General features: G+C 39.8%; 23 protein-coding genes. 2 read left to right on the top strand and 21 right to left on the bottom strand.

Features of this window, described 5'->3' with window-relative positions:
* The 4 genes from I1J71_RS00490 to I1J71_RS00475 all read right to left on the bottom strand — a co-directional run bounded on the left by I1J71_RS00490 (position 1) and on the right by I1J71_RS00475 (position 4,880).
* Positions 1-1,287 carry a peptidase U32 family protein gene (locus I1J71_RS00490; RefSeq protein ID WP_075228700.1) on the bottom strand — a complete coding sequence of 429 codons (1,287 nt, stop codon included), beginning with the start codon at positions 1,285-1,287 and terminating at the stop codon, positions 1-3.
* Positions 1,288-1,409: 122 nt separating this feature from the next.
* Positions 1,410-3,620, bottom strand: a complete 2,211-nt coding sequence (locus tag I1J71_RS00485) for a ComEC/Rec2 family competence protein (protein ID WP_195183330.1) — start codon at positions 3,618-3,620, stop codon at positions 1,410-1,412.
* A complete protein-coding gene (locus I1J71_RS00480) occupies positions 3,604-4,245 on the bottom strand; it encodes a helix-hairpin-helix domain-containing protein (RefSeq protein ID WP_195183329.1) in 642 nt (213 codons plus the stop codon). The genes I1J71_RS00485 and I1J71_RS00480 overlap by 17 nt, the downstream gene beginning before the upstream one ends.
* 65 nt (positions 4,246-4,310) lie before the next feature.
* The gene (locus I1J71_RS00475; protein WP_195183328.1) at positions 4,311-4,880 is read right to left on the bottom strand and encodes a GNAT family N-acetyltransferase; all 570 of its coding nucleotides are present in this window, start codon (positions 4,878-4,880) and stop codon (positions 4,311-4,313) included.
* Between the two features lie 176 nt (positions 4,881-5,056).
* Here I1J71_RS00475 and ald point away from each other — a divergent pair, with 176 nt between their 5' ends.
* Entirely contained in the window at positions 5,057-6,169 is a 1,113-nt protein-coding gene (gene ald / locus I1J71_RS00470) for an alanine dehydrogenase (protein WP_178894896.1), read from the top strand.
* Between the two features lie 48 nt (positions 6,170-6,217).
* Here ald and I1J71_RS00465 read toward each other — a convergent pair whose 3' ends face one another.
* The 12 genes from I1J71_RS00465 to I1J71_RS00410 form a co-directional block, all read right to left on the bottom strand.
* Positions 6,218-7,204, bottom strand: coding sequence for a PhoH family protein (locus I1J71_RS00465; protein ID WP_195183327.1), 987 nt, complete (start codon positions 7,202-7,204; stop codon positions 6,218-6,220).
* 84 nt (positions 7,205-7,288) lie between these two features.
* Entirely contained in the window at positions 7,289-7,504 is a 216-nt protein-coding gene (locus I1J71_RS00460) for a YozE family protein (protein ID WP_006154472.1), read from the bottom strand.
* An 8-nt stretch (positions 7,505-7,512) separates the two neighbouring features.
* Positions 7,513-8,367, bottom strand: a complete 855-nt coding sequence (gene cvfB / locus I1J71_RS00455) for an RNA-binding virulence regulatory protein CvfB (RefSeq protein WP_178894894.1) — start codon at positions 8,365-8,367, stop codon at positions 7,513-7,515.
* Between the two features lie 60 nt (positions 8,368-8,427).
* Positions 8,428-8,985: a ribosome recycling factor gene (gene frr / locus I1J71_RS00450; RefSeq protein ID WP_006152642.1), complete on the bottom strand. Its 558-nt coding sequence runs from the start codon at positions 8,983-8,985 to the stop codon at positions 8,428-8,430.
* An 8-nt stretch (positions 8,986-8,993) separates the two neighbouring features.
* On the bottom strand, positions 8,994-9,731 hold the full coding sequence (gene pyrH, locus I1J71_RS00445; RefSeq protein ID WP_006145718.1) for a UMP kinase: 738 nt from the start codon (positions 9,729-9,731) through the stop codon (positions 8,994-8,996).
* 83 nt (positions 9,732-9,814) lie between these two features.
* A complete protein-coding gene (gene trmFO, locus I1J71_RS00440; protein WP_195183326.1) occupies positions 9,815-11,149 on the bottom strand; it encodes a methylenetetrahydrofolate--tRNA-(uracil(54)-C(5))-methyltransferase (FADH(2)-oxidizing) TrmFO in 1,335 nt (444 codons plus the stop codon).
* A gap of 133 nt (positions 11,150-11,282) precedes the next feature.
* A complete protein-coding gene (gene rsmI / locus I1J71_RS00435; protein ID WP_178894891.1) occupies positions 11,283-12,161 on the bottom strand; it encodes a 16S rRNA (cytidine(1402)-2'-O)-methyltransferase in 879 nt (292 codons plus the stop codon).
* Positions 12,162-12,163: 2 nt separating this feature from the next.
* The gene (yabA, locus tag I1J71_RS00430; RefSeq protein ID WP_178894890.1) at positions 12,164-12,481 is read right to left on the bottom strand and encodes a DNA replication initiation control protein YabA; all 318 of its coding nucleotides are present in this window, start codon (positions 12,479-12,481) and stop codon (positions 12,164-12,166) included.
* A 35-nt stretch (positions 12,482-12,516) separates the two neighbouring features.
* The gene (locus I1J71_RS00425; RefSeq protein ID WP_195183325.1) at positions 12,517-13,401 is read right to left on the bottom strand and encodes a DNA polymerase III subunit delta'; all 885 of its coding nucleotides are present in this window, start codon (positions 13,399-13,401) and stop codon (positions 12,517-12,519) included.
* The gene (tmk, locus tag I1J71_RS00420) at positions 13,398-14,036 is read right to left on the bottom strand and encodes a dTMP kinase (RefSeq protein ID WP_195183324.1); all 639 of its coding nucleotides are present in this window, start codon (positions 14,034-14,036) and stop codon (positions 13,398-13,400) included. The genes I1J71_RS00425 and tmk overlap by 4 nt, the downstream gene beginning before the upstream one ends.
* A 269-nt stretch (positions 14,037-14,305) precedes the next feature.
* Positions 14,306-15,502, bottom strand: a complete 1,197-nt coding sequence (gene tuf, locus I1J71_RS00415) for an elongation factor Tu (protein ID WP_006154249.1) — start codon at positions 15,500-15,502, stop codon at positions 14,306-14,308.
* A 207-nt stretch (positions 15,503-15,709) separates the two neighbouring features.
* Complete coding sequence (locus I1J71_RS00410) at positions 15,710-16,801, bottom strand: AI-2E family transporter (RefSeq protein ID WP_195183323.1); 1,092 nt, start codon at positions 16,799-16,801, stop codon at positions 15,710-15,712.
* Between the two features lie 105 nt (positions 16,802-16,906).
* Between I1J71_RS00410 and pbp3 the strand changes: the two genes are divergently transcribed.
* The gene (pbp3, locus tag I1J71_RS00405; RefSeq protein ID WP_195183322.1) at positions 16,907-18,148 is read left to right on the top strand and encodes a D-alanyl-D-alanine carboxypeptidase PBP3; all 1,242 of its coding nucleotides are present in this window, start codon (positions 16,907-16,909) and stop codon (positions 18,146-18,148) included.
* A 29-nt stretch (positions 18,149-18,177) separates the two neighbouring features.
* Here the strand turns inward: pbp3 and I1J71_RS00400 are convergent, their stop codons facing one another.
* The 5 genes from I1J71_RS00400 to sufD form a co-directional block, all read right to left on the bottom strand.
* Positions 18,178-19,575, bottom strand: a complete 1,398-nt coding sequence (locus tag I1J71_RS00400) for an APC family permease (protein ID WP_195183321.1) — start codon at positions 19,573-19,575, stop codon at positions 18,178-18,180.
* Positions 19,576-19,699: 124 nt separating this feature from the next.
* Complete coding sequence (gene sufB, locus I1J71_RS00395; RefSeq protein WP_004253255.1) at positions 19,700-21,112, bottom strand: Fe-S cluster assembly protein SufB; 1,413 nt, start codon at positions 21,110-21,112, stop codon at positions 19,700-19,702.
* A 57-nt stretch (positions 21,113-21,169) separates the two neighbouring features.
* A complete protein-coding gene (gene sufU / locus I1J71_RS00390) occupies positions 21,170-21,610 on the bottom strand; it encodes a Fe-S cluster assembly sulfur transfer protein SufU (protein WP_125328406.1) in 441 nt (146 codons plus the stop codon).
* The gene (locus I1J71_RS00385; RefSeq protein ID WP_195183320.1) at positions 21,597-22,823 is read right to left on the bottom strand and encodes a cysteine desulfurase; all 1,227 of its coding nucleotides are present in this window, start codon (positions 22,821-22,823) and stop codon (positions 21,597-21,599) included. The genes sufU and I1J71_RS00385 overlap by 14 nt, the downstream gene beginning before the upstream one ends.
* Positions 22,824-22,833: 10 nt before the next feature.
* The gene (sufD, locus tag I1J71_RS00380; protein WP_195183319.1) at positions 22,834-24,096 is read right to left on the bottom strand and encodes a Fe-S cluster assembly protein SufD; all 1,263 of its coding nucleotides are present in this window, start codon (positions 24,094-24,096) and stop codon (positions 22,834-22,836) included.
* Positions 24,097-24,117: the final 21 nt, after the last annotated feature.

The following is a 24,117-nucleotide window of genomic DNA, read 5'->3' as shown; positions in this document are numbered from 1 at the left end:
CTAGGCACGAACTGTGACGCTTGTTCCATCTTCTTTGTAAAGATTGATGAGACCTTCTTTCAAAGCACGTACCATGTCACCAGCTTCTACTGGTTGAGGAACCTTGATAGTCAAAAGTTCCATTGGATTTGGGGCACGATCGATTTTATTTCCTTTAGCATCGTGAAGGTCTTCTATATAAGTCTCAAAATGACGGAAACCTGGACCGTAGAATTCAACTTGGTCACCTTCGTTGATAACGTTGCGTTGGCGAATGGTTGCTGTCTGAGTCGCATCATCATAAGCTACTACTTCTGCAACAAACTTGTATTCTGGAATCTTACGACGAGCTCCGAAAAGTTGCTCATTTTCAGATGGTGTTCCGTAGTAGAAACCTGTAGCCAACTCACGTTGGGCAACCTTCCACATTTCATCAATCAAGTCTTGCTTAATAGCTTCAAACTTTTCAGGGCTCTCAAGATAGGCATCAACAGCAGCCTTGTAGCAGTTTGTTACTGTTGAAACATAGTGGATAGACTTCATACGGCCCTCAATCTTCAAACTATCCACACCATTTTCAATCATATCTGGGATATGGTCAATCATAGACATATCAACCGCAGACATAGAGAATTCTTCAGGAATTTCTCCCTTGAGACTCTTACGTTCCTTACCGAACGGCATATCGTAAAGGTCATATTTCCAACGACAAGATTGTGAACATCCACCACGGTTGGCGTCACGCATGCTCATATGGTTAGAAAGAGTACAACGACCAGAGTATGAGATACACATAGCTCCATGAACGAAGGCTTCAATCTCAACATCGGTACGTTTGCGAATCTCTGCCAATTCTTCCATAGAAACCTCACGCGCCAAAACGACACGAGTCAAGCCAAGTTCTTTCCAGAATTCTAGGGTTTCGTAGTTAGTCGCACTTGCTTGTGTTGAAAGGTGGATTTCAAGCCCTGGTGCTTCTGTTGCTGCAATCATGATCAAGGCTGGATCTGAGACGATAACCGCTGCAATCCCAATATCACGTAATTTACGGAACCATTCGCCGGCCCCTTCTTCGTTTCCTTCGTGCATGACCATATTAGCAGCCACATATACCTTAGCTCCATACTTAGCCGCGAACTGTACTCCTTCTTCCATTTGTTCGAAAGTAAAGTTCCCTGCACGGCTACGAAGACCATAGGCCTGACCACCGATAAAGACAGCATCTGCTCCATATTGAACAGCTACTTTTAGTTTTTCAAGTGTTCCTGCAGGTGATAGAACCTCAGGACGTTTCAAAGTTTTTGTCATGTTTTCTCCTATTTGCAATATAAAAGTTTGACACTAATCTTTACCATTTTATAGCAAAAAGGTTCTAAAATCAAGTTTTGATTGATTGTTTAGACAATTTTAATTTTCTTGAAAAGCTAAGCTCAGCGAACTGTTTCTATTTGCCAAGCACCCCAACCTTTAAAACGAATGGCCCCCTTTTGATCCGTTTTGTAAATCGAATTCCCAAATTCTTGGTTATTCTCCCCATTTTTTTCTTTAAATTTTTTCTTCTTGTCTACTGAAATGACAGTGATTTTAGGCTGAAAGATTTCGAAGACTTCGACATCTGTCTTTTTCTTCGATGCTTGCTGATGAGTTATCACTACATCTGCTTGGAGTTTTGGATAAGAGCTTGCTAAGAACTTCTCCTCTATATTTCCAGTGACTAGAAAAGTTTGATTTAGTAGCTTTCCATACATTGCTATTGAGGCTTTACTATCCCTGTTTTGATTTTCGATTACTTCCAAACTACTCCCAAAAATAAATAACTGCTCTCCTGTTTTAAGAGGACGTACTTTCAAGTTACTTTCCTCTAATTTATCCATAAATTCTCTTTTAGATAGAGTTTCTTCAGTTACTAGAATCTCTCCAAGATTGAAGGCTTTACTAATTTCTAGTAGATGGTCTAGTTGCTTAGGTTCACTATCCGTTAAAACAAGCTGATCAATCTTTGCCACTCCTCGACTTTTCAGATAGGGAATTAAACTCCGTTTGGCAATGCTCGAGGTGACTTTCTCCTGCCAAGCTTCTTTTTTCTCAACTGCTAACTTTTCACCGACATCCAGTAATATTGTTTTTCCTGTCATGTCTCTTAGAAAAATGCTTCGTCCCTGCTCCATGTCTAGGACTGTGATTTCATTTTCCAGTGGATGTTTGGTTACTAAGAAAAGTAAAACGATAAATAGGATAAGCAAAGGTGTTTTCTTCAAATTTTTACGATAATCATAAATCAGCGCCAAAGAGACTAATAGACATACCAGAACCCAAAGACTCGGTTGACCAAAAATAAAGGGTCTAGTAGATAGCTGAGAAACATAGCGTATGATGTTCTCTAGCCATTCAAAGAGAAAGTTAAACTGGGTAATAGGATATATCCATGAAAGACAGAAGAGCATTGATAAAAGTGGTAGCAAGACCATATCAAATAAAAAAGAAAAAACAAAGGTTAAGAGTATGGACCAAGGTTGAAATTCAGAAAAATAGAATGATAAAATTGGCAGAATTCCTAAGGAAATAATGAAACTTTCTCTCACCAGACCTTTTATCCCTGCTACTTCTTCACCAGTCATGGTCAGGATAAAGGCATAGGCACAGGAGAGCACTCCACCAGCAGTTAGGAAGAAATTCGGCATCACAATAAACAAGACAAGGACCGTCAAAGCAAAGTTATCCAGCCCCTTGAAGCCATGTTGAGCCAAAAGTTTTTGTAAGAGACTACGAATAACAGAGGCTGAGAACCCTGTCAAACCTGCATAGACCAAAGAAAAGGGATAGGCAAGCCATTTGAACTTCTCTTGCGTCAAACCCAATCGTAAGAGTGACTTTTTAAAAGCATCCATGAAGAAACCGACCTGCATTCCTGACAGAGCAAAAAGGTGAATAATCCCTAGACTGGAATAGAGTTCATTCATTTCCTCAAAATCTGTGTCCAAGTGCCCTAATAAAAGACCTGTCATATAATTACGCATGGGGTCAGGAAAATTCCTTTTTATCCAGACAACTGCTTTTCTTCGCAAACTGGATAGATTTTCTCCTATATCCCAACTAGAAATTTGCTTTAATTCGACAATTTCCGATATCGTTAAGGTCTGATAAATCCCCTGTGTTTTGAGATAGTTTCGATAATCAAATCCAGCAAAATTATTTGCTCCTTGAGGAATAGCTAGCTTTCCTTTTACTACTATCTCATGCAGTTCAGATAACTCTTTAAACCTTTCCTTCTCAGCCTCTGACTGGAATTTATAATAGACCTGAAAGAGTCTGCCATCAGCCTTCCCACGAAAGGATAAACTATCTCCATTGACCTTGATCGTATCAGGCAAGATTCGTACCGTATTAACGGAGTCAACAAGATGTTGACTCGCTTCTTCTTGCTGCCATTTTTGAAATATAAACCAACTTCCAAATAGTCCACAAATAAAGAGAACCTTGACCACAGTCTTCCATGGAAATTGAAAAAAGAGGCAGAGCAGTAAAAAGACAAAGCCCAAAAGTGCTAAAAAGCTCGCTGAAAAGATAGCATAGTAGAGCCATAATAAAAGAAAACTGAGATAGATTTTTGGGATGGGAAATCGACTAATCCACTGTGACATACTCTTTTAACTTTTCTATCGTTTTTGCACCAATACCAGAAACCTTTTTGAGCTCATCAACTGACTTAAACTTACCGTTGGACTCACGATGGTCGATGATATCCTGAGCACGTTTGGCTCCCAACCCCTTGACTTGTTTAAGTTCTTCTAAACTGGCTTTATTAAGATTGACTTTCTTATTTCCTTTGGTGTTGGAAGCATTTGAATGCGCCTCTTGACTGGTAGCTTCTTCCTTAGTTGGAACATAGACAAGCGCTTCGTCACTAATTCTCTGGGCAAGATTGATAGACTTACTATCAGCATTATCTGTCAGTCCACCAGCTTTTTGAACAGCATCATTGATCCGACTTCCAACTGGCAAATCATAGATTCCTGGTGATTTGACAGCACCTTTGACATCGACAGTAATCAGATCCTGCTCCACCACTTCTTCCTTCTGATTTTTATCTTCCTTTTCCTCCGTCGAATCCTTTGAAACAGTTGTAACTTCTGTTTGCAAATTGCTTTCCTTAGCCGGTGTTTGAGCGACTGGCTTTAGGAGAAAAAATCCACCCAAGACTAAACCCAAAATAGCACAGATAACAATGATTTTATATTCTTTGATTTTCTCAATAAGTTCTTCCATAATTTCTCCTCTCTTATCCTATTCGTAAGAGAAAGAAAAAACAGCTGAAAAATCTTTTCAACTGCTTACTTATTTGCAAAATAATCTTCCTTGGTCAAGATATAATGGACATCTGTTACGAATCTTCCAGGTTCATTTTTATCCATTCTAGCATGTGGTTCTTCGTGAGAGAAACGCATTCCTGATTTCTCCATGACCTTTCCTGATGCGGGATTATCCTTATCATGAAAGGCATCTAACTTATTCATTCCTATCTTTTCAAAAGCCAGTTCAATTACAGCTCGATTGGCTTCAGTTGTCAAACCTTGATTCCAATATTTTTGATTGATAATATACCCAATGGCTGCCTTCTTAAGAACAGTATCGATCTTGTGCAGGTCAATGGTTCCGATAAACTCTCCTGTACTTTTTAATTCAATTCCCCATCGACCCAATGGATTGGCTAGATAAAACTGGGCAATGTTATTCTTTGTTTCCTCTAGACTTTGATTGGTTGGAAAAGTGTAGCGCGTAGTTTCTTTATCTGAAGCATACTCAAACATGGCTTCTGCATCATCAAGTGTTACAGGTCTAAGTACTAAGCGCTCTGTTTCGATAACGAGATGCTTAGCTAGTTTGATAAATAGTGATTCCATGATTTCACCTCCTAAAATAGGTTGGTAAAAGAATAACATAAAAGAAATAGGTTTACAAGTTTTTCTTGCAATTTATAGCGGTTTCATATAAAATAAGAACATCACAAGAAAAGACTGGGTTCTTCCCGTGATGATTTCGTATAAGAACCTAAATGTTAAATAAGGAGCTAATCTCTATGTTAATTGGAATTCCAAAGGAAATTAAAAATAATGAAAATCGTGTTGCTTTGACACCTGCTGGTGTACAGAGTCTTGTTGGTCGTGGTCACCGTGTCCTCATCGAAACAAATGCTGGACTTGGATCTGGTTTTGCTGATGCGGACTATGAAAAGCAAGGAGCTGAGATTGTAGCAACAGCTGCTGAAGCTTGGGCTGCAGAGTTAGTTGTTAAAGTAAAAGAGCCACTTGCTAGTGAATATCAATTCTTGCGTGAAGACTTACTTCTTTTCACCTACTTGCATATGGCAGCTGCTCCAGAATTAGCTGATGCTATGCTTGCAGCTAAAACAACTGGTGTTGCTTATGAAACTGTACGCGATACTGAAGGTCAACTTCCTCTATTGGTTCCAATGAGTGAGGTTGCAGGTCGAATGGCTGTCCAAATCGGAGCTCACTTCTTGACGAAACAAGCTGGTGGTTCTGGAGTTCTATTGGGTGGTGTCCCAGGTGTACCAAAAGGAAAAGTAACCATTATCGGTGGTGGTGTCGTTGGTACACACGCAGCTCGTATCGCTCTTGGTTTGGGAGCTCAAGTAACTATTCTTGATATCAGCGCTAAGCGCCTTTCTGTACTTGAAGATGTCTTTGGTCACCAAATCCAAACTTTGATGTCTAACCCATTTAATATTGAAGTAAGTGTGCGTGAAGCAGACGTTGTTATCGGTGCAGTATTGATTCCTGGTGCTAAAGCTCCAAAATTAGTGACAGATGACATGGTTCAACAAATGCGTCCTGGTTCTGTTATCGTGGACGTTGCTGTAGACCAAGGTGGTGTTATTGCAACAGCTGACCGTGTGACAACCCATGATGAGCCTGTCTATGAAAAACACGGTGTCCTTCACTATGCGGTTGCCAACATTCCTGGAGCAGTTGCTCGTACTTCTACTATCGCCCTTACAAATGTGACTCTTCCATATATCGAAGCCTTGGCAGGAAAAGGATTTAAGAAAGCAATCCTTGAAGATGCTGGTTTGCGTGAAGGGGTTACAACTTACCAAGGTCAATTGACTAGTCAACCAGTTGCTGAAGGTTTAGAACGTGACTATACACCTATTAGTGAGCTTGTTTAATAAGAAATTCAAAAAAAATAAGAGCAGTTTTTCAACTGCTCTTTTTCTTTATTCTGTTTCTTCTTGATTTTCTTCAGCTTTGGCAGGTCGAGGTTCATAGGCTCTAATAATCTGAGCAACGACTGGATGGCGAACCACATCCTTGGCTGAAAAATGAACGAAGTCAATCTGGTGAATGTTCTTAAGTTTTTCCTGGGCATCAATCAGACCTGACTTGACGTTCCGAGGTAGGTCAATCTGGCTAATATCGCCATTGACAATCATTTTTGAATTAAATCCAAGACGTGTCAAGAACATCTTCATCTGCATGATGGTTGTATTTTGGGCTTCATCCAAAATAACAAAGGCATCATCCAAGGTTCGTCCACGCATATAGGCCAAAGGGGCAATCTCAATAATTTCTCGCTCCATGAGACGAGTTGTTTGGTCTTTCCCTAAGATCTGATATAAAGCATCATAGACTGGTCGAAGATAAGGATCTACCTTTTCTTTCAAATCACCAGGTAGAAATCCTAGGCTTTCTCCAGCTTCTACTGCTGGACGAGTCAGGATAATACGCTTGACTTGGCCACGTTTGAGAGCTGTAACAGCCAAGGTCACTGCGAGGAAAGTTTTTCCTGTCCCCGCTGGCCCAATCCCGAAGGTAACATCATGGTTCTTAACACTATCTACATAAAGTTTTTGACCCAGTGTCTTTACACGTATCGGCTTACCAGTATTGTCTTTGATAATCTCTTCTTCATAGAGGGCAACAAACTTATCGATTTCATTGTTTCTAACCATATTGATGGCTGTCACCACATCCGGAGTTCCGACAGTCATGCCACGATTAACCAAGACCATCAAGGCTTGAATTACTTGCCGTGCTTCTTCACAAGAAGACTCCTCTCCCAAGATTTGTACAATCTCTGTACGAGCATGGATGATAACATCTAACTCATCCTCCATCAAGCGAAGATGGCGTTCATTGGAACCAAAAAGATGAAACAGGTCATCTGGATGACTTAACTGAATGTCTATTGAATGTTCCTTCAAATAAAGAACCTCTCTAACTCTTTAATTTCTTTTTATTATAGCAAAGGCAATTAGAAATTGCTATCCTTAACACCTATGGTATCTTTAATGTTCTAAATATTCTTGCCAGATACGATCGAAGTCTCCCATATTAAAGGAAAAACTAGCATGTTCTTCTAAAAATCGACTCACTTGATCGAAATCATCCGTATGTTTTGGGAAGGCTGACTCCTCAAAGGCAAGATCCGCTAAAATTGCTTTGGGACTATGACTTTTAGGATTACGCTCTGTCATAAGCCAAGTATAAAATGATTTTCTCATAAGCCTCCCTAAATTAACTCTGTACCAAATTGGTCTTGTTTAATCTTTCCAGCTTTCATTAAACCACCAAGCGCTTTTTTAAACTGACCTTTTGAGATACCAAAAGTTGCTTTAATGTCATCTGGTGAAGATTTATCATTTAAGGTCATAAATCCACCATTACTTTCCAAGTAAGTCAAAATCATTTGTGCATCATTTTCTAACATCTCAAAAGAGCGAGGTTTTAGTGATAGATTAAGAGTTCGGTCAACTTCACGGAAACCAATGACACGCGCATCTAACACTTGCCCCAAACGTGGCTCTGCATAGCGCTCACTTGGATGGATAAATCCAAGCATGTTGTTTTCTGGTAGGTAGACAAAAGTTCCTGATAACTTAAGACGATAAACGATTGCTGGCCAGTTCTGATTTTGCATGTTGTTGTATGCTGGACGTGCTAAACGTTGGAAGTCTTCCTGATAAGCCAAAACTCCCCAGATACGGTCTTTCTTGTCTACTTCTAGACGAACATAAAGTTTATCGCCCTTCTTAGGCCAGAGCTCTTTGAGTTCAGGCAGGATATCAAGTGACACAACGATTTCCTTATCAGGAAGTCCTGTATCAACAAAAACACCCAAATCCTTACGAACCTCTGTTACTGTACCCCAGCCAAATTGATCTTGAGTTGCAGTCACTTCTTGAGTTGTCAAGCGAAGTTTTTGCTTCATGTCTGTGTAAGCAAAACCTTTGACCGTATCACCAACCGCATGCTGACCTTCTTCCTTAGCAAGAGCGTATGTTTGACCATCCTTTTGAACAAAGTAAAAACGGTCATTTTCATCGATGATAAGTCCAACGATAAAACTTGCAAGATTTGTATTCATGTTTCCTTCTTTCGAATAAAACTCAGCCAGCAATGCCAACTGAGTTTTTCTGTTTATTTCTTAGACTTCCAAGATTTCTTTTTCTTTATTGGCAGTCATGTCGTCGATGTGTTTAACAGCATCGTCTGTCGCTTTTTGAATATCTTTTTCAAGAGTCTTCAATTCATCTTCAGTGATTTCTTTAGCTTTTTCTTGTTTCTTAGCTTCATCCATAGCATCACGACGGATATTACGGATAGCAACTTTAGCATTTTCACCAACTTTTTTCACTTCTTTAGCTAGATCGCGACGAGTTTCTTCTGTAAGAGCTGGGATAACCAAGCGAATAACAGAACCATCGTTAGCTGGTGTAATACCAAGGTCTGAAGCGTTCAAAGCACGCTCGATATCCTTCAATGAAGATTTATCAAATGGTGTTACCAACAAAACACGCGCTTCAGGAATTGTGATAGAAGCGATTTGGTTCAGAGGTGTTTCGACACCATAGTATTCAACAGTAATACGGTCCAGCAAGCTTGCGTTTGCACGACCTGCGCGAATACCACCAAATTCACGAGCAAGTGAGTGGTGAGATTGAGTCATTCTCTCTTTAGCTTTTTCTACAATTGCGTTAGCCATAATTTTTCTTATTCCTTTTCTTCGATATTATTTGAAACAGTTGTTCCGATATTTTCACCAAATACAACACGTTTGATATTACCAGGTTGGTTCATATTAAAGACTACCAAGTCAATATCGTTATCCATAGATAGAGTTGAAGCTGTTGAATCCATGATACGGAGTCCTTTATTAATGACATCACGGTGAGTCAATTCTTCAAATTTAACAGCAGTTTTATCTTTCTTAGGATCAGCATTGTAGACACCGTCTACACCATTCTTAGCCATCAAAATAGCGTCTGCTTCAATTTCAGCTGCACGAAGAGCTGCTGTTGTATCTGTAGAGAAGTAAGGTGAACCAATTCCTGCACCAAAGATAACGATACGTCCTTTTTCAAGGTGGCGAAGGGCACGTCCACGAATATAAGGCTCCGCTACTTGTTGCATGGCAATAGCTGTTTGTACGCGAGTATCAACCCCTACTTGTTGCAATGAATCTGCCATCACAAGAGCATTCATGACTGTCCCAAGCATTCCAGTGTAATCCGCTTGAACACGATCCATACCAGCTTCTGCTGCAGGTTCTCCACGCCAAAGGTTTCCACCACCGATAACCAAGGCAATTTCAATTCCTAGCTCGTGAACTTCCTTGATTTCTTGGGCCATACTTTGAACAGTTTTGATATCAATCCCGACACCACGTTCGCCAGCAAGGGCTTCACCAGATAGCTTGATTAAGATACGTTTATACTTAGGTTCTACCATTTTCTCTCTCCTTTTTTCATCCTACCTATTTTATCACAATTTGAAAGATTTTTATAGTATCATGAGCGATTCTTTCAAAAAAATTAGACAGATAAAAATTTCTCTAAATCAGACAAGGCACGTTCCGCGATTTTCTCATAACGAGTCTTTTTATCACGGATTCGTTCACCTTCTAATTCCTTGATAATACCGAAGTTGACATTCATAGGTTGGAAGTGTTTGCTATCAGCATGGGTGATATAATGAGCTAAACTTCCGATTGCAGTTGTCTCTGGGAAAATAGCTTCGCTTTCTCCCTTGAAAAGACGAGCTGCGTTAATACCTGCTACTAACCCTGAAGCTGCTGATTCAACATATCCTTCCACACCTGTCATTTGCCCAGCGAAGAAAAGATTTGGCTGTTTCTTAGAACGATAAGTCTGCTCAAGGAGATTTGGAGAGTCCATGTAGGAATTGCGGTGCATAACGCCATAACGGACAAACTCGGCGTTTTCAAGACCTGGAATCATTTGGAAGACACGCTTCTGCTCTCCCCATTTGAGGTGAGTCTGGAATCCCACGATATTGTAGAGACTTCCAGCCGCATTATCCTGACGAAGCTGAACGACTGCATAAGGAGTTTTAAAGTCTCCATCACGAGGTCCCTTGTAATCTTCTGGATATTCTAGACCAACTGGTTTCATAGGACCATAGAGCATAGTTTTGATGCCACGTTTGGCCATGACTTCAATGGGCATACACCCTTCAAAATATTTTTCTTTTTCAAAAGAATTCAACGGAGCTTCTTCTGCATTAACTAAGGCTTCATGGAAATCCATAAACTCTTGTTTGGTCATTGGAGCATTAAGGTAGGCCGCTTCTCCCTTATCATATCGAGATTTGAGATAAACCTTGTTCATATCGATTGTATTGACATCCACAATGGGCGCTGCAGCATCGTAGAAATAAAAACCATCTCCTCCATTGAGTGCATGAATTTTCTCAGCAAGGGCATCACTAGTCAAGGGACCAGTTGCTACAACTGTAATAGCATCTGTTGGCAATTCTGTAATTTCATCGCGTACCACTTCAATCAATGGATGATTAGCAATTTTTTCAGTGACCATTTGAGAGAAACCATCACGATCAACCGCAAGCGCTCCACCTGCAGGAACACGGGTTGCTTCTGCTGATTCCAAGATAATAGAACCTAGGCGACGCATTTCTTCCTTGAGGAGCCCAACAGCATTTGTAAGAGCATCCCCTCGTAATGAGTTGGAACACACTAATTCTGCAAAATTATCTGTTTTATGCTGAGGTGTTGATTTGACACCACGCATTTCATAGAGTTTAACCGGAATACCACGCTCTGCGATTTGGTTAGCTGCTTCAGAACCTGCTAAACCAGCACCGATAACATTGATATAAGATTGAGACATGACACTAATACCTCTTTGGGTGGAACCTAAGTTCATATCAAAACAAGCTACTTGACTGTTTGACACCCACAAATCTTTCTAATTTTTCTTTTACTAGTATAACAAAAAAAGGGAAGAAGGCAAACTTCCCTGTTTAGTCATCCGATTGATTCTCTTCCCATTCATGATATGCTGCGTAGAGCTGGCTTTTATTCCACTGATAAATTTTAGCGACTTCCTTAATGGCTTGATTTTTCTTAACACCTTGTTGGATACGATTTTGTATTTCAGAGAATAAATCTTCTTCATCCTTATCTTCTACTTCTTGACTAGCACCTTCTACGATGAGAAGGCACTCACCCTTGAGCGGTGTTTCAGAGATACTTTCAAGCAACTCAGTGATTTTCCCCCGTTGGTATTCTTCATAAATCTTAGTCAATTCTCGAACTAGAACCACTGAACGATTACCATAAACTGCTAACAAATTTTCCAACGTATCAGACACACGGTGAGGCGATTCATAGAAAATCTGGGTTTCTGGATAATCTTTTTTTGATTCGAAAAATTGCTTTTGTTGTCCCGATTTTCGAGGTAAAAATCCATAAAAAATATGAGGTTGGGGTGCTAAACCACTGGCAATCAAGGCAGAAATTCCTGCGCTAGCACCTGGAACTGTGACAACCGCAATATCCTCTTCAATTGCCGCCTTGACCAAATCATGACCTGGGTCAGAAATGCTAGGTAGACCTGCATCCGATACCTGAGCGATATTTTGTCCTTGTTTCAACAAATCAATCAAATCAGGAATCTTTTCCTTGGCATTGTGCTCATGAAAACTGATTTGTTTGGTTGAAATATCGAAATGCTTAAGCAATAGACCAGTATTACGAGTATCCTCAGCAGCAATCCAGTCCACTTCTTTTAAAGTTTGAATAGCACGAAAGGTCATATCCTCTAAATTTCCAATTGGAGTTGCGACAAGATATAACTTACCATAAGGTGACTGACCTTTAAAACTTTTTTGAATCTGCATGCTTACTCCCTAAACAACAATTCATCACAAAACATACATTCTGCATCTTGTTCACGACGTTGACCGTAAAAATCGCGACACACATGAAAACCGTCGTCATAGATTCGGCTCACGTTTTCTCTAACATGCTTGGTCTTAGTTGGAGCTGTTTCTTCTTCCTCATTCAAGCGCTCTCTCAATTTATCGTTCTCTAAACGAAGAGCTGTATTCTCTTCTACAACACTCTTGAGATCTTTTTTGATAGCTTCGACATCTGCCAAGGTTGCCAACAACTGTTGAGAAAAATCATCTAAGGCATCAAATAATTCTTTCTTGTTCATGAACAGCCCTTTCTTTTTCTGTTTTCATGTTCATTTTATTGTAAAACTAGGTATTCCAAAGAATTCTGGAAAGACACATTTGCTTTCCACATTTTTCTGGCTTCGAGAAGGTTTTGCAATATTGTACGTGCTGCATTTTTTTGAATCTCTTGGCCTGCTAAAACTTCTAAAATTCTAAAGACTTGGTCTTGTTTTTCTTTGTCATCTGCTAAGCTAGCTAATTTTGAGACCTGTAAATAAGATTCCTTTTTTCCAGCATCTAACCAAGTATAGAATCGCTCACATTCTTCAACTAAAGTCCAAAAACTTGTTTGATTGGTCAGCTTTTCAGCTTCTGCTTGTGATTGGCTAAACTCCGCTAAAAGTCTTGCCTTATTTTTGACCAATCCTGCTTGTTCAAGTTGATTCCTAAGGCTTTCGACTTGCTTCTTAAATTGGAAAATTTGAGTCCGACTTCGAATAGTTGGTAACATCTGCTCTTGATCATTGGTTAAAAAGAAAATATAGATTTCACTCTGAGGTTCCTCAATAACCTTAAGTAGCGAGTTAGCCGCGTTAACATGCATTTTTTCAGCTTGTTCAATGATAAAAACCTGACGTTGATTTTCGATTCCTGATTGAGAAAACTGGCCAACTAATTCTCGGATTCGTTCCGTTTTAATGATTTGATTCATCGGACGAATAATGGTTACATCTGGAAATTCTTCTTGATTAATCAACTTACAGTTTCGACAAGACTCGCAAGGCAAGACACCCTTTTTTTCTGTACAGAACAAACTCTTAGACAGAAATAAGGCCATCTCCATGCTTCCGAAATAACCTGAAAAGAGATAGGCATGATTCAGCTGTCTTTGCTCTAAAATGTGAACAAAACGCTCAAATTGCTGAGGTTGACAAGCTTTTAATTGCTCTTGATTCATTCTGTCAGCCCCATTCTGTCAAACAAGACTTGCTTAGTATTTTCAATCACTTGATCTAGTGGTAAACTGGCATCGATTTTTGCAATGCGTTCACCTTCTTTTTCAAGAAGGGAAAGATATCCTTGACGAACTTTTCTGTGCAAGTCTAAGCCTTCCAAGTCCAAACGGTTGACTTCACGATTACTGTTTGCCGCGATTCGTTCAAGCCCCTTCTCCACTTCAATATCAAAATAAAGTGTCAAATCTGGTTTAAGACCATCTGTCGCAAATTGATTGAGCCAATCAATAGCTTCAATATCTAAACCACGACCAAAACCTTGATAAGCAACGGAACTATCAATAAAACGATCCATGATGACCAGTTTCCCTGCTGCAAGTGCTGGTAAGACCTTTTCCACTAGGTGTTGTCTACGACTAGCAATATAGAGTAGAAGCTCTGTCTTGGCATCCATTTGAGTATGACTAGGATCTAAAATAACTTCTCGAATCTTCTCACCAATCAATACTCCACCTGGTTCACGTGTTGTTAAAACCTCAATATTTTTTTCTTCTAACACAGGAAGGATAGCTTCAAGCACACTCGTTTTCCCAGCTCCCTCTGGCCCCTCTAGAGAGACTAAAAATCCTTTTGACATGACGAACTCATTTCTTTTTTTCTTCCTTCTATTTTATCAAAAAAAGAGGCATTTGTGAAAAGCTTTTTAACCTAATAAAAATTTATTCTGAAAAACTAGGATATACATTCGTTAATAAAGTAGATAATTATTTAATTAAGTTTCTATATTCGTAATCAACTACCATACTGTCTTATTTTGCCTTCGTATAGCTAGAAAAAAGAACCTTGCATAGCAAGATTCTTTTAATGTCTGACTTAAATAATTGTTCTTCTGGGAACTAAATCGAATTAAGCTTCGATTTCTGTAACCATACCTGAACCAACAGTACGTCCACCCTCACGGATAGAGAATGTAGTACCTTGTTCTACGGCGATTGGGTGGATCAACTCAACGTCGATTGTCACGTTATCACCTGGCATTACCATTTCAGTACCTGCTGGAAGTTCGATTGAACCTGTAACGTCAGTAGTACGGAAGTAGAATTGTGGGCGGTAGTTGTTGAAGAATGGAGTGTGACGTCCACCTTCTTCTTTAGTAAGGATGTAAACTTCACCTTTGAATTTTCTGTGTGGGTTGATTGAACCTGGTTTAGCGATAACTTGTCCACGTTCGATTTCGTCACGTTGAACACCACGAAGAAGGACACCTACGTTATCTCCTGCAAGACCTTCGTCAAGTTGTTTACGGAACATTTCAACACCAGTAACAACTGCTTTTGAAGTTTCTTCTTTGATACCAACGATTTCGATTTCGTCGTTGACACGAACAGTACCACGGTCGATACGTCCTGAAGCAACTGTACCACGTCCAGTGATTGAGAATACGTCCTCGACTGGAAGAAGCAATGGTTTGTCAGTGTCACGTTCTGGTTCTGGAATGTACTCATCAACAGTGTTCATCAATTCCATGATGATATCTTCGTATTTAGAGTCACCTTCAAGAGCTTTAAGAGCTGAACCTTGGATAACTGGAAGATCGTCACCTGGGAAGTCGTATTCTGAAAGAAGGTCACGGATTTCCATTTCAACCAATTCAAGCAATTCTTCGTCGTCAACCAAGTCGATCTTGTTCATGAAGACGATAAGGTGTTTAACACCAACCTGACGTGAAAGAAGGATGTGCTCACGAGTTTGTGGCATTGGTCCGTCAGTTGAAGCTACTACAAGGATAGCTCCGTCCATTTGAGCGGCACCAGTGATCATGTTTTTAACGTAGTCCGCGTGTCCTGGAGCGTCGATGTGAGCATAGTGACGTTTTTCAGTTTCGTACTCAACGTGCGCAGTGTTGATTGTGATACCGCGTTCGCGTTCTTCTGGAGCAGCATCGATAGACGCATAGTCTTTAGGTTGGTTAACTGCTGAAGGCAAGCGACGTGCCAAAACAGTTGTGATAGCTGCAGTTAGGGTAGTTTTACCGTGGTCAACGTGTCCGATAGTACCAATGTTAACGTGTGGTTTACTACGATCGTATTTTTCTTTTGCCATTTGAGTAAAAGCCTCCAATAAAATATATTTTATAGATAGACAGTAGGCAATACAGTCTAACTTTCCTTACTATTTTATCAAATTTTAGCTAAATTGCAAGTGTTTTACAAAGATTTTGTGAATTATTCTTATTCTTCTTCTCGGTACTCGATTTATTGATAAAAGATAAAAAAAGAAACAGATGAATCTGTTTCTTTTTGAAAATCTTTATTTTTCTTGTACTTCTTTATGTTTTTCATAAAGTCGAACTAGGAATTTGGATATTTCTTTGAGAATCGAGTAGGTAGGAACGGCAACAATCATACCAACGACACCGTAGATATTACTTGACAACAATAATAGGACGAGAATTGTAATCGGATGAACCTTCATGACACCACCCACAATTCGAGGGTATAGGATATTCCCATCTACTTGTTGGATAATCAGCATATAGATAACTGCTATTATCATCTTTTGAGGATCCGTAAACAGATTTGAAATAATCATCGGGATTAATCCAATACTCGGTCCAACATAAGGAATCAGATTCGCTAAACCTGAGAAAATAGCAAAAACTAATGCATATTTTAAGCCAATCACACTATAACCGATAAAAGCCAAACACCCGATAATGAATGCATCGATTGATACTCCACTTATGTAACGGGAAATCGTCGCATTCAAGTTTGTTATTAAACCAGATATATTAAGTTTGTCTCGTTTTAAAATAGTTCTTTCTAGCATCGGCAAAAATTTATGCCCATCTAGAAGGAAGTAAATCAAGAAAACTGGTGTCATAATAATAATTAAAACAGTGCTTACTAGAGCTGAAAGAACACTTCCTACACTATTTGTCACACTATTTAAGATATTTTGTAAAATATCAACGTAAGAAAGATTTAATTGTTGAATTGTTTGTTGAATATCAAGTTCTTGGAAAGCAGGGTATTTTGATAATTCTATCACCAAATCTTGGAGTCGACCATAGATGCCTTGGCTGGAATTGATCAAACTACTCAACTGATTGATTAAAATCGGTAAGAGATATACGACAGCTATCACTATGGACCCGAAGAGAGCACAAAGTGTTAACAAAATCCCAATAATTCGGTTGATTTTACACTCTTTCTCTAAAAAGATAACGATTGGATTTGTTAAGTAGTAGAGAAATCCTCCTAATAAAAAGGGAATCATGATTGTATTTACGACACTTACAAATGGTGTAATAATAGCACCCATTTCTCTCCATAAGTAGAAGATTAAGGTTATTAATAATATCTCAGTGGTCCAGAAGAATAATTTATTTCTCCGAAACATAAGCCACCTCCTCTTTTTCCTATTTTACCATATTTCGAAAAAGATTGATAACCTACATTATAAAAACAAGAATATTTTTTGTCTTTATGATAGAATACAATTACTATGAAGAAAATATTTTTAACAATACTAACACTTATTTCATTTGGTTCGACTACAACTGTATTTGCTCAGGATTTTGATGTTGCTGCAAAACACGCCATCGCTGTTGAAGCTAATACTGGTAAGATTTTATATGAAAAAGATGCTACTCAACCTGTAGAGATTGCCTCTATCAGTAAGTTGCTAACTGTTTACTTGGTATATGAGGCCCTAGAACAAGGTAAAATCACTCTTTCCACTCCGGTAGAAATATCTGATTATCCTTACCAGCTCACGACTAACTCCGAAGCAAGTAACGTTCCTATGGAAGCTCGTAACTATACTGTTGAAGAGTTGTTAGAAGCAACATTGGTATCTAGTGCCAATAGTGCAGCTATCGCGTTGGCAGAAAAGGTTGCCGGATCAGAAAAAGACTTTGTTGATATGATGAAGGCTAAACTTCTTGAATGGGGGATTCAAGATGCTACCCTCGTCAATACAACTGGTCTAAATAATGAAACTCTTGGAGATAATATCTATCCTGGCTCTAAGAAAGATGATGAAAACAAACTGAGTGCCTATGATGTTGCGATTGTCGCTCGTAATCTTATCCTCAAATACCCTCAGGTTCTAGAAATCACCAAGAAACCTTCTTCTACTTTTGCAGGGATGACTATTCATTCTACAAACTATATGTTAGAGGGATTACCTGCCTATCGTGGTGGTGTTGATGGCCTTAAAACTGGTACGACTGATAAAGCTGGAGCATCCTTCGTAGGTACGACTGTAGAAAAAGGCATGCGTATCATTACAGTTGTCCTTAACGCTGACAACCAAGATACCAATCCCTACGCTCGTTTCACAGCAACTTCAGCTCTTTTAGATTATATCTCATCCAATTTCTCTCTTCAAACAATCGTCAATCAAGGAGAAAGCTACCAAGATAGCAAATCTCCAGTTTATGACGGGAAGCAAGATACGGTTACAGCAGTCGCTAAAGAAGATATAAAAATTGTTCAACGTCTCGGTAGTCGAGCACAGTCATCTGTTACTTACACACCTGATAGTACTGAGCATACTGCACCACTTGAAGCAGGTACAGTCGTTGGACATCTGACTTACGATGACAAAGACTTAGTCGGTCAAGGTTATATCACCACTGACAAACCAACCTTTGAAATGGTCGCTGAAAAGAATGTTGAGAAAGCCTTCTTCTTAAAAGTATGGTGGAATCGTTTCGTTCGATTTGTAAATGAAAAATTATAAAAAAATCGCGAAAAATCGCGATTTTTTCTTTATTGATTTTTTGATAGTGTAGAGTTTTTATAGCCATAAGTAAAGTAAATAATAACTCCTACTACTAGTGCTAATACAAATGCTATCCAAGTTTCAAGAGTATATTGAAGCATAAAGGACAGACAAATCAAAATCGATAAGATTGGTAGAAAAGGAACCAAGGGTGTTTTAAATTCTCCCTCTTTAGGCTCTCCCTTGTCTTTTCTTAGCTTGATAATCCCATAAGCTAAGAGAATAAGATAGGCTAAAGTACAGATATTGAGGAAGGCTGCAATACTTGATAGAGGAAAGATTCCGGCTGCAATCGCTGAAACAAGACCTGTTAAGATGGTCGCATTCTTTGGAACACGACTTGTCTTGGTCACTTCTTTAAAAGTCTTAGGCAACAACCCATCACGAGCCAAACTATAAATCATTCGAGACAAGGCGTAGGTCATGGAAATACATACCGTAATCAAAGTAAAAATTGCAACGAGTGAGACATAATTAGCCGCCCAACCAATACCAATACTTCTAAGAGCAAAAGCCACTGCATCATCAACATTGAGCTTACTATAGTGAACGATACCTGTTAATACCAAAGTAACTAAAGCATATAAGATAGTTACGATAACCAGGGATAAAACTATTCCCCTTGGAATGTTCTTCTGTGGATTTTGAATTTCATCAACAGCCATGGAAATAGACTCGAAACCCAGAAATCCAAAGAACATGAGTGAAGCACCTGCCATAATCCCTGTGCTTCCACCATAAATCTGCCCAAAACCAAATGGAGCAAAGTCTGACCAGTTCTCAGGTTTGATATACCAGATTCCAACTAAGATGAATAAAGCAAGAGCAGAAAATTTTAAAACGACAAGAATCGAATTGAAGCGAAGTGCTGTTTTCGAATTCATGAGGACGACAGCTGTAACAAGCATAATCACTAAAATTGGCAAAAGATCAATATAAGTACCATGATCAGGATTAAAAGTTCCATTCAAGGCTTGTGGCAAGGAAATTCCGTAGTGGCTAAGCAAACCTTTAAAGTAAGCAGCCCAACCTGAAGCTACACCAGAGACTGCTGTCATAAATTCCATGATAGTTAGCCAACCAGCTATCCAAGCTGGAAATTCTCCCAAAACCACATATAAATAACTATATGCACCACCAGTTGCTGGAACACGAGAAGCAAATTCTGCAAAAAAGAGCGCCGATAAGGAAACACAGATAGCTGAAATTACGATAGATACAACAAGGGCAGGACCCGCTAATGTTGCTGCAGCTGTTCCTGTAATAGTAAAGATACCTGTTCCTACCATGGCACCAATTCCCAAGAGAATTAAATCCCCTAATTTCAAATGACGATGCATTTCTGTTTTACTTAGACTGAAGTCTTTTGTTCTAAAAATATTCATTCTTGATCTCCACTAACAATAATTGTTTTATTTTACCACAAATAATGTGTTTTGTGAATATTTATAAGATATTATCAAAAAAACTGAACAAATGTAATATTTGCTCAGTTTTTATTCATAATGATTATCCAACTGACCCTTCCATTTCATAGCTAATCAAGCGGTTAAGCTCAACTGCATACTCCATTGGAAGTTCTTTGGTGAAGGGCTCTACAAATCCCATGACAATCATCTCAGTTGCTTCAGTCTCTGACAAGCCACGACTCATAAGGTAATAGAGTTGTTCTTCTGAAATCTTAGATACTTTGGCTTCGTGTTCCAAAGCTACTTGCGAGTTGTGGATTTCATTAAATGGAATAGTATCTGATGCTGACAAGTCATCCATGATAATGGTATCACACTCGATGTGAGAAACAGATTTCTTAGAGTTCTTGTTGAAAGTCACTTGTCCACGGTAGTCAACCTTTCCTCCACCTTTAGCGATAGATTTAGAGACGATAGACGAGCTCGTATGTGGAGCATTGTGGATCATCTTAGCACCAGTATCCTGGTGTTGCCCTGCATTGGCAAAGGCAATCGAAAGCATAGTTCCACGCGCACCTTCTCCATCAAGGTAAACAGATGGATATTTCATAGTTGTTTTGGCACCTAAGTTTCCATCAATCCACTCAACTGTCGCATCTTTCAAAGCTTTAGCACGTTTGGTTACCAAGTTATAGACGTTGTCAGACCAGTTTTGAATAGTCGTATAACGCATATAAGCTCCGTCCAAAGCAAAGATTTCTACAATAGCAGCATGCAAGCTGTTGCTTGAATATGTTGGTGCTGTACATCCTTCTACGTAGTGGACACTTGCTCCCTCATCAACGATAATCAAGGTACGTTCAAACTGACCAGTATTTTCATTGTTGATACGGAAGTAGGTTTGAAGTGGAATATCTACCTTGACACCTTTTGGTACATAGATAAAGGTTCCACCAGACCATACTGCTGAGTTGAGGGCAGCCAACTTGTTATCTGTTGGCGGTACCAACTTAGCAAAGTATTGCTTAAACAAATCTGGGTATTCCTTGAGGGCAGAATCTGTATCTGTAAAGATAATTCCTAACTTCTCAAATTCTTCCTTCATATTATGGTAAACTACTTCTGACTCATACTGGGCAGAAGCTCCGGCTAGATAGGCACGTTCAGCTTCAGGAATCCCGATCCGTTCAAAGGTTTCTTTGATTTTTTCAGGAACGTCATCCCAAGAACGGGCTGGTTTATCAGATGGTTTTTGGTAGTAAATCAAGTCATCAAAATCAATCTCTGACAAGTCTGCTCCCCAAGTTTGCATGGGCATTTTTTTGAAGGTTTCATAAGATTTCAAACGAAATTCCAACATCCACTCAGGTTCTCCCTTAGCTGCTGATAGTTCACGAATGACATCTTCATTCAATCCTTTTCCTGTCGATAGGACAGGCTCTACATCGTCATGGAAACCAAATTTATATTCACCAAGGTCAATTGGTTTTGGTTCTACTCTTTCTTCAGCCATAATATCCTTTCTTTCATTCTTTATTTCTAATGATTTATAAGACAAAGAAAGCTTGTCTTATTTATTTTCTTGATCTTCAATTGTTTTTTTAAGGGCGTTCCAAGCTAGGGTTGCGCATTTGATTCGTTGAGGGAATTTGGCAACTCCTGACAAGAAAGCTGCATCTCCAAGTTGATCTTGACGCTCATCCTTTTGACCTTGAACCATTTCAGAAAAAATGGTCGCAAGTTCTAAAATTTCTTGCTTGGTCTTGCCCAAAACAGCATCCGTCATCATACTAGCAGAGGCAGTTGAAATGGTACAACCAGAGTTTAGAAAAGCGATATCTTCCAAACGGTCCTCTGCGTCAAACTTAACAGAGAGATTAATCACATCCCCGCAGGTTGGATTATTGAGGCTGATTTGCTCAGCATCTTCTAATTTCCCTTGGTGATGGGGATTTTTCGAATGGTCTGCTACCACTGCCATATAAAGGCTATCTAGTTTAGAAAGTGCCATTGAAAAACTCCTTTGTCTTTTGTAAGGCATCGACCAGCTTGTCGCAATCTGCCTTGGTGTTGTAGATATAAAAACTAGCGCGAGCTGTTGCTGGAACGTCCAAATACTGGAGCAAGGGTTGAGCACAATGGTGACCCGCACGAACTGCTACTCCCTCATAATCCAGAGCAGTTGCAAGGTCGTGAGGATGAAGGTCACCTAGGTTAAAGGCAATGACACCTGAACGTTGAGCCAAATCTTGCGAACCGTAAATGGTCAAACCTTCAATTGCCTGCAATTTTGGAAAGACGTATGCAATCAATTCCTGTTCATGGGTTTCAATGGCATCCATGCCAATCTTTTCAAGATAATCCACGGCAGCTGCAAGTCCAATAGCACCAGCCATATTGGGAGTTCCTGCCTCGAATTTCCAAGGTAACTCCTTCCAGCTAGCAGATTGCTCGTAAACAAAATCAATCATCTCGCCACCGAACTCGACAGGCGACATTTGCTCTAGATACTTTTCTTTACCGTAAAGGACGCCAATACCAGTCGGACCAGCCATCTTGTGACCTGAAAAGGCAAAGAAATCCACATCCAAATCCTGTACATCAATCTTCATATGAGGCGTAGATTGAGCACCATCTACCACCATGATGGCTCCAACTTGGTGAGCCATTTGTGTGATTTCTTTGATAGGATTAACCACTCCAAGAACGTTTGATGCATGAGCTAGTGAAACAAATTTGACTTTGTCAGTCAATTTAGAACGCAAGTCATCCATATCCAGAGCTCCATCTTTTAGATAGACATAAACAAGCTCTGCCCCAGTCTTTCGGCAAGCTTCCTGCCATGGAATAATATTGGAATGGTGTTCCATGACAGAAATCAAGACCTGATCTCCCTCAGTCAAGATTTCCTCAGCAAAACGCGCCACCCAGTTAAGACTGGTCGTAGTTCCTCTAGTGAAGAGTACTTCCTTTGTCGAACCTGCGTTGATGAACTTGCGAATGGTTTCGCGAGCAGCTTCATAAGATGCTGTTGCACGCTCTGCCAAGGTGTGAACACCTCGGTGGACATTGGCATTGTCCTGTTCATAGTAGCGGTTAATGGCTTTCAGAACAGCTAGTGGTTTTTGTGTCGTCGCAGCATTATCCAAATAAACCAGAGGTTCGTCATTAACAATCTGATCTAAAATTGGAAAATCCTTGCGAATAGCTTCTGCATCTAACATAGGCTTCCCCTTAGCGTTTTGACAATTTTTCTTCGATCGTCGCAATCATTTCATCACGAACTTCTTTGACTGGAATCTCAACGATAACAGATCCAAGGAAACCACGGACAACCAAACGCTCTGCAGTTGCCTTATCCAAGCCACGGCTCATGAGGTAGTACATGTCTTCTGGATCAACTTGACCAATAGAAGCCGCGTGACCTGCAGTGACATCATTTTCATCAATCAAAAGAATTGGGTTGGCATCGGAACGCGCTTGGTCTGAAAGCATGAGAACACGGCTTTCTTGTTGGGCATCTGCTCCCTTAGCACCCTTGATGATGTGGCCAATACCATTGAAAGTCAAAGTTGCTTTTTCAAGGATAACCCCATGTTGAAGGATATTACCGATAGAGTTGCAACCATAGTTAGTTACTCGAGTATCAATCCCTTGCACCTGACGACCACTTGAAAGAGCTACGACCTTGAGGTCTGCATGGCTACCATTTCCAAGTAGGTCACTATCAAAGTCAGCGACAACATTTCCTTCGTTCATGACACCGATAGCCCAGTCAATACTTGCATCGTTGCCCAATTTACCACGGCGGCTAATATAGGCAGTGACATTCTCACCAAGACGGTCAATCGCCGCAAACTTCACTTGAGCACCAGAACGTGCAATCACTTCAACTGTGATATTAGCAGTCGCCTTAGCACTACCCTCACCGCGTGATTCTAAACGTTCGAGGTAGCTGATTTTAGAGTTTTTACCTGCAATGATCAGAATGTGCTTGTTAAATGGCACATCACTATCACTGTCTTGGTAGAAAATTCCTTCGATTGGTTCTGTGATTTCGACATTGTCTGGAATATAGAGAACAGCACCACTGTTAAAGTAAGCTGTGTGGTAGGCTGCCAATTTGTCATCGTCGTATTTTACTGATGACATGAAAAATTCTTCTACGAGTTCTGGAATTTCTTCTAAAGCCGAATGGAAGTCTGTAAAGACCACTCCTTGTTCAGCCAACTCAACTGGAATTTGTTCGAAAACAGTTTGAGTTCCAACCTGCACCAATTTCAAGTGATTATCTAAAGCAGTGAAATCAGGAATATTTGCTGATGGTTCACTTTCCGTGATGGTACCATCACCAAGATTCCAACGGTGAAATTTGACACGCTCAATGACTGGCAATTCCAAACTCTCAATCTTATCAAAAGCTTTTTGACGGAGGTCTGACAACCAGCTTGGTTCAGCGTGCATTTCTGAAAAAAGTCTAATAGTTTCTTTAGTCATTTACTTCTCCTAAAAGATACG

This window comes from Streptococcus infantis, from assembly GCF_015546995.1.
GTDB lineage: Bacteria > Bacillota > Bacilli > Lactobacillales > Streptococcaceae > Streptococcus > Streptococcus infantis_J.
Note: the sequence above shows the minus strand (reverse complement) of the source record. Positions and strands in the feature narration are given on the sequence as shown.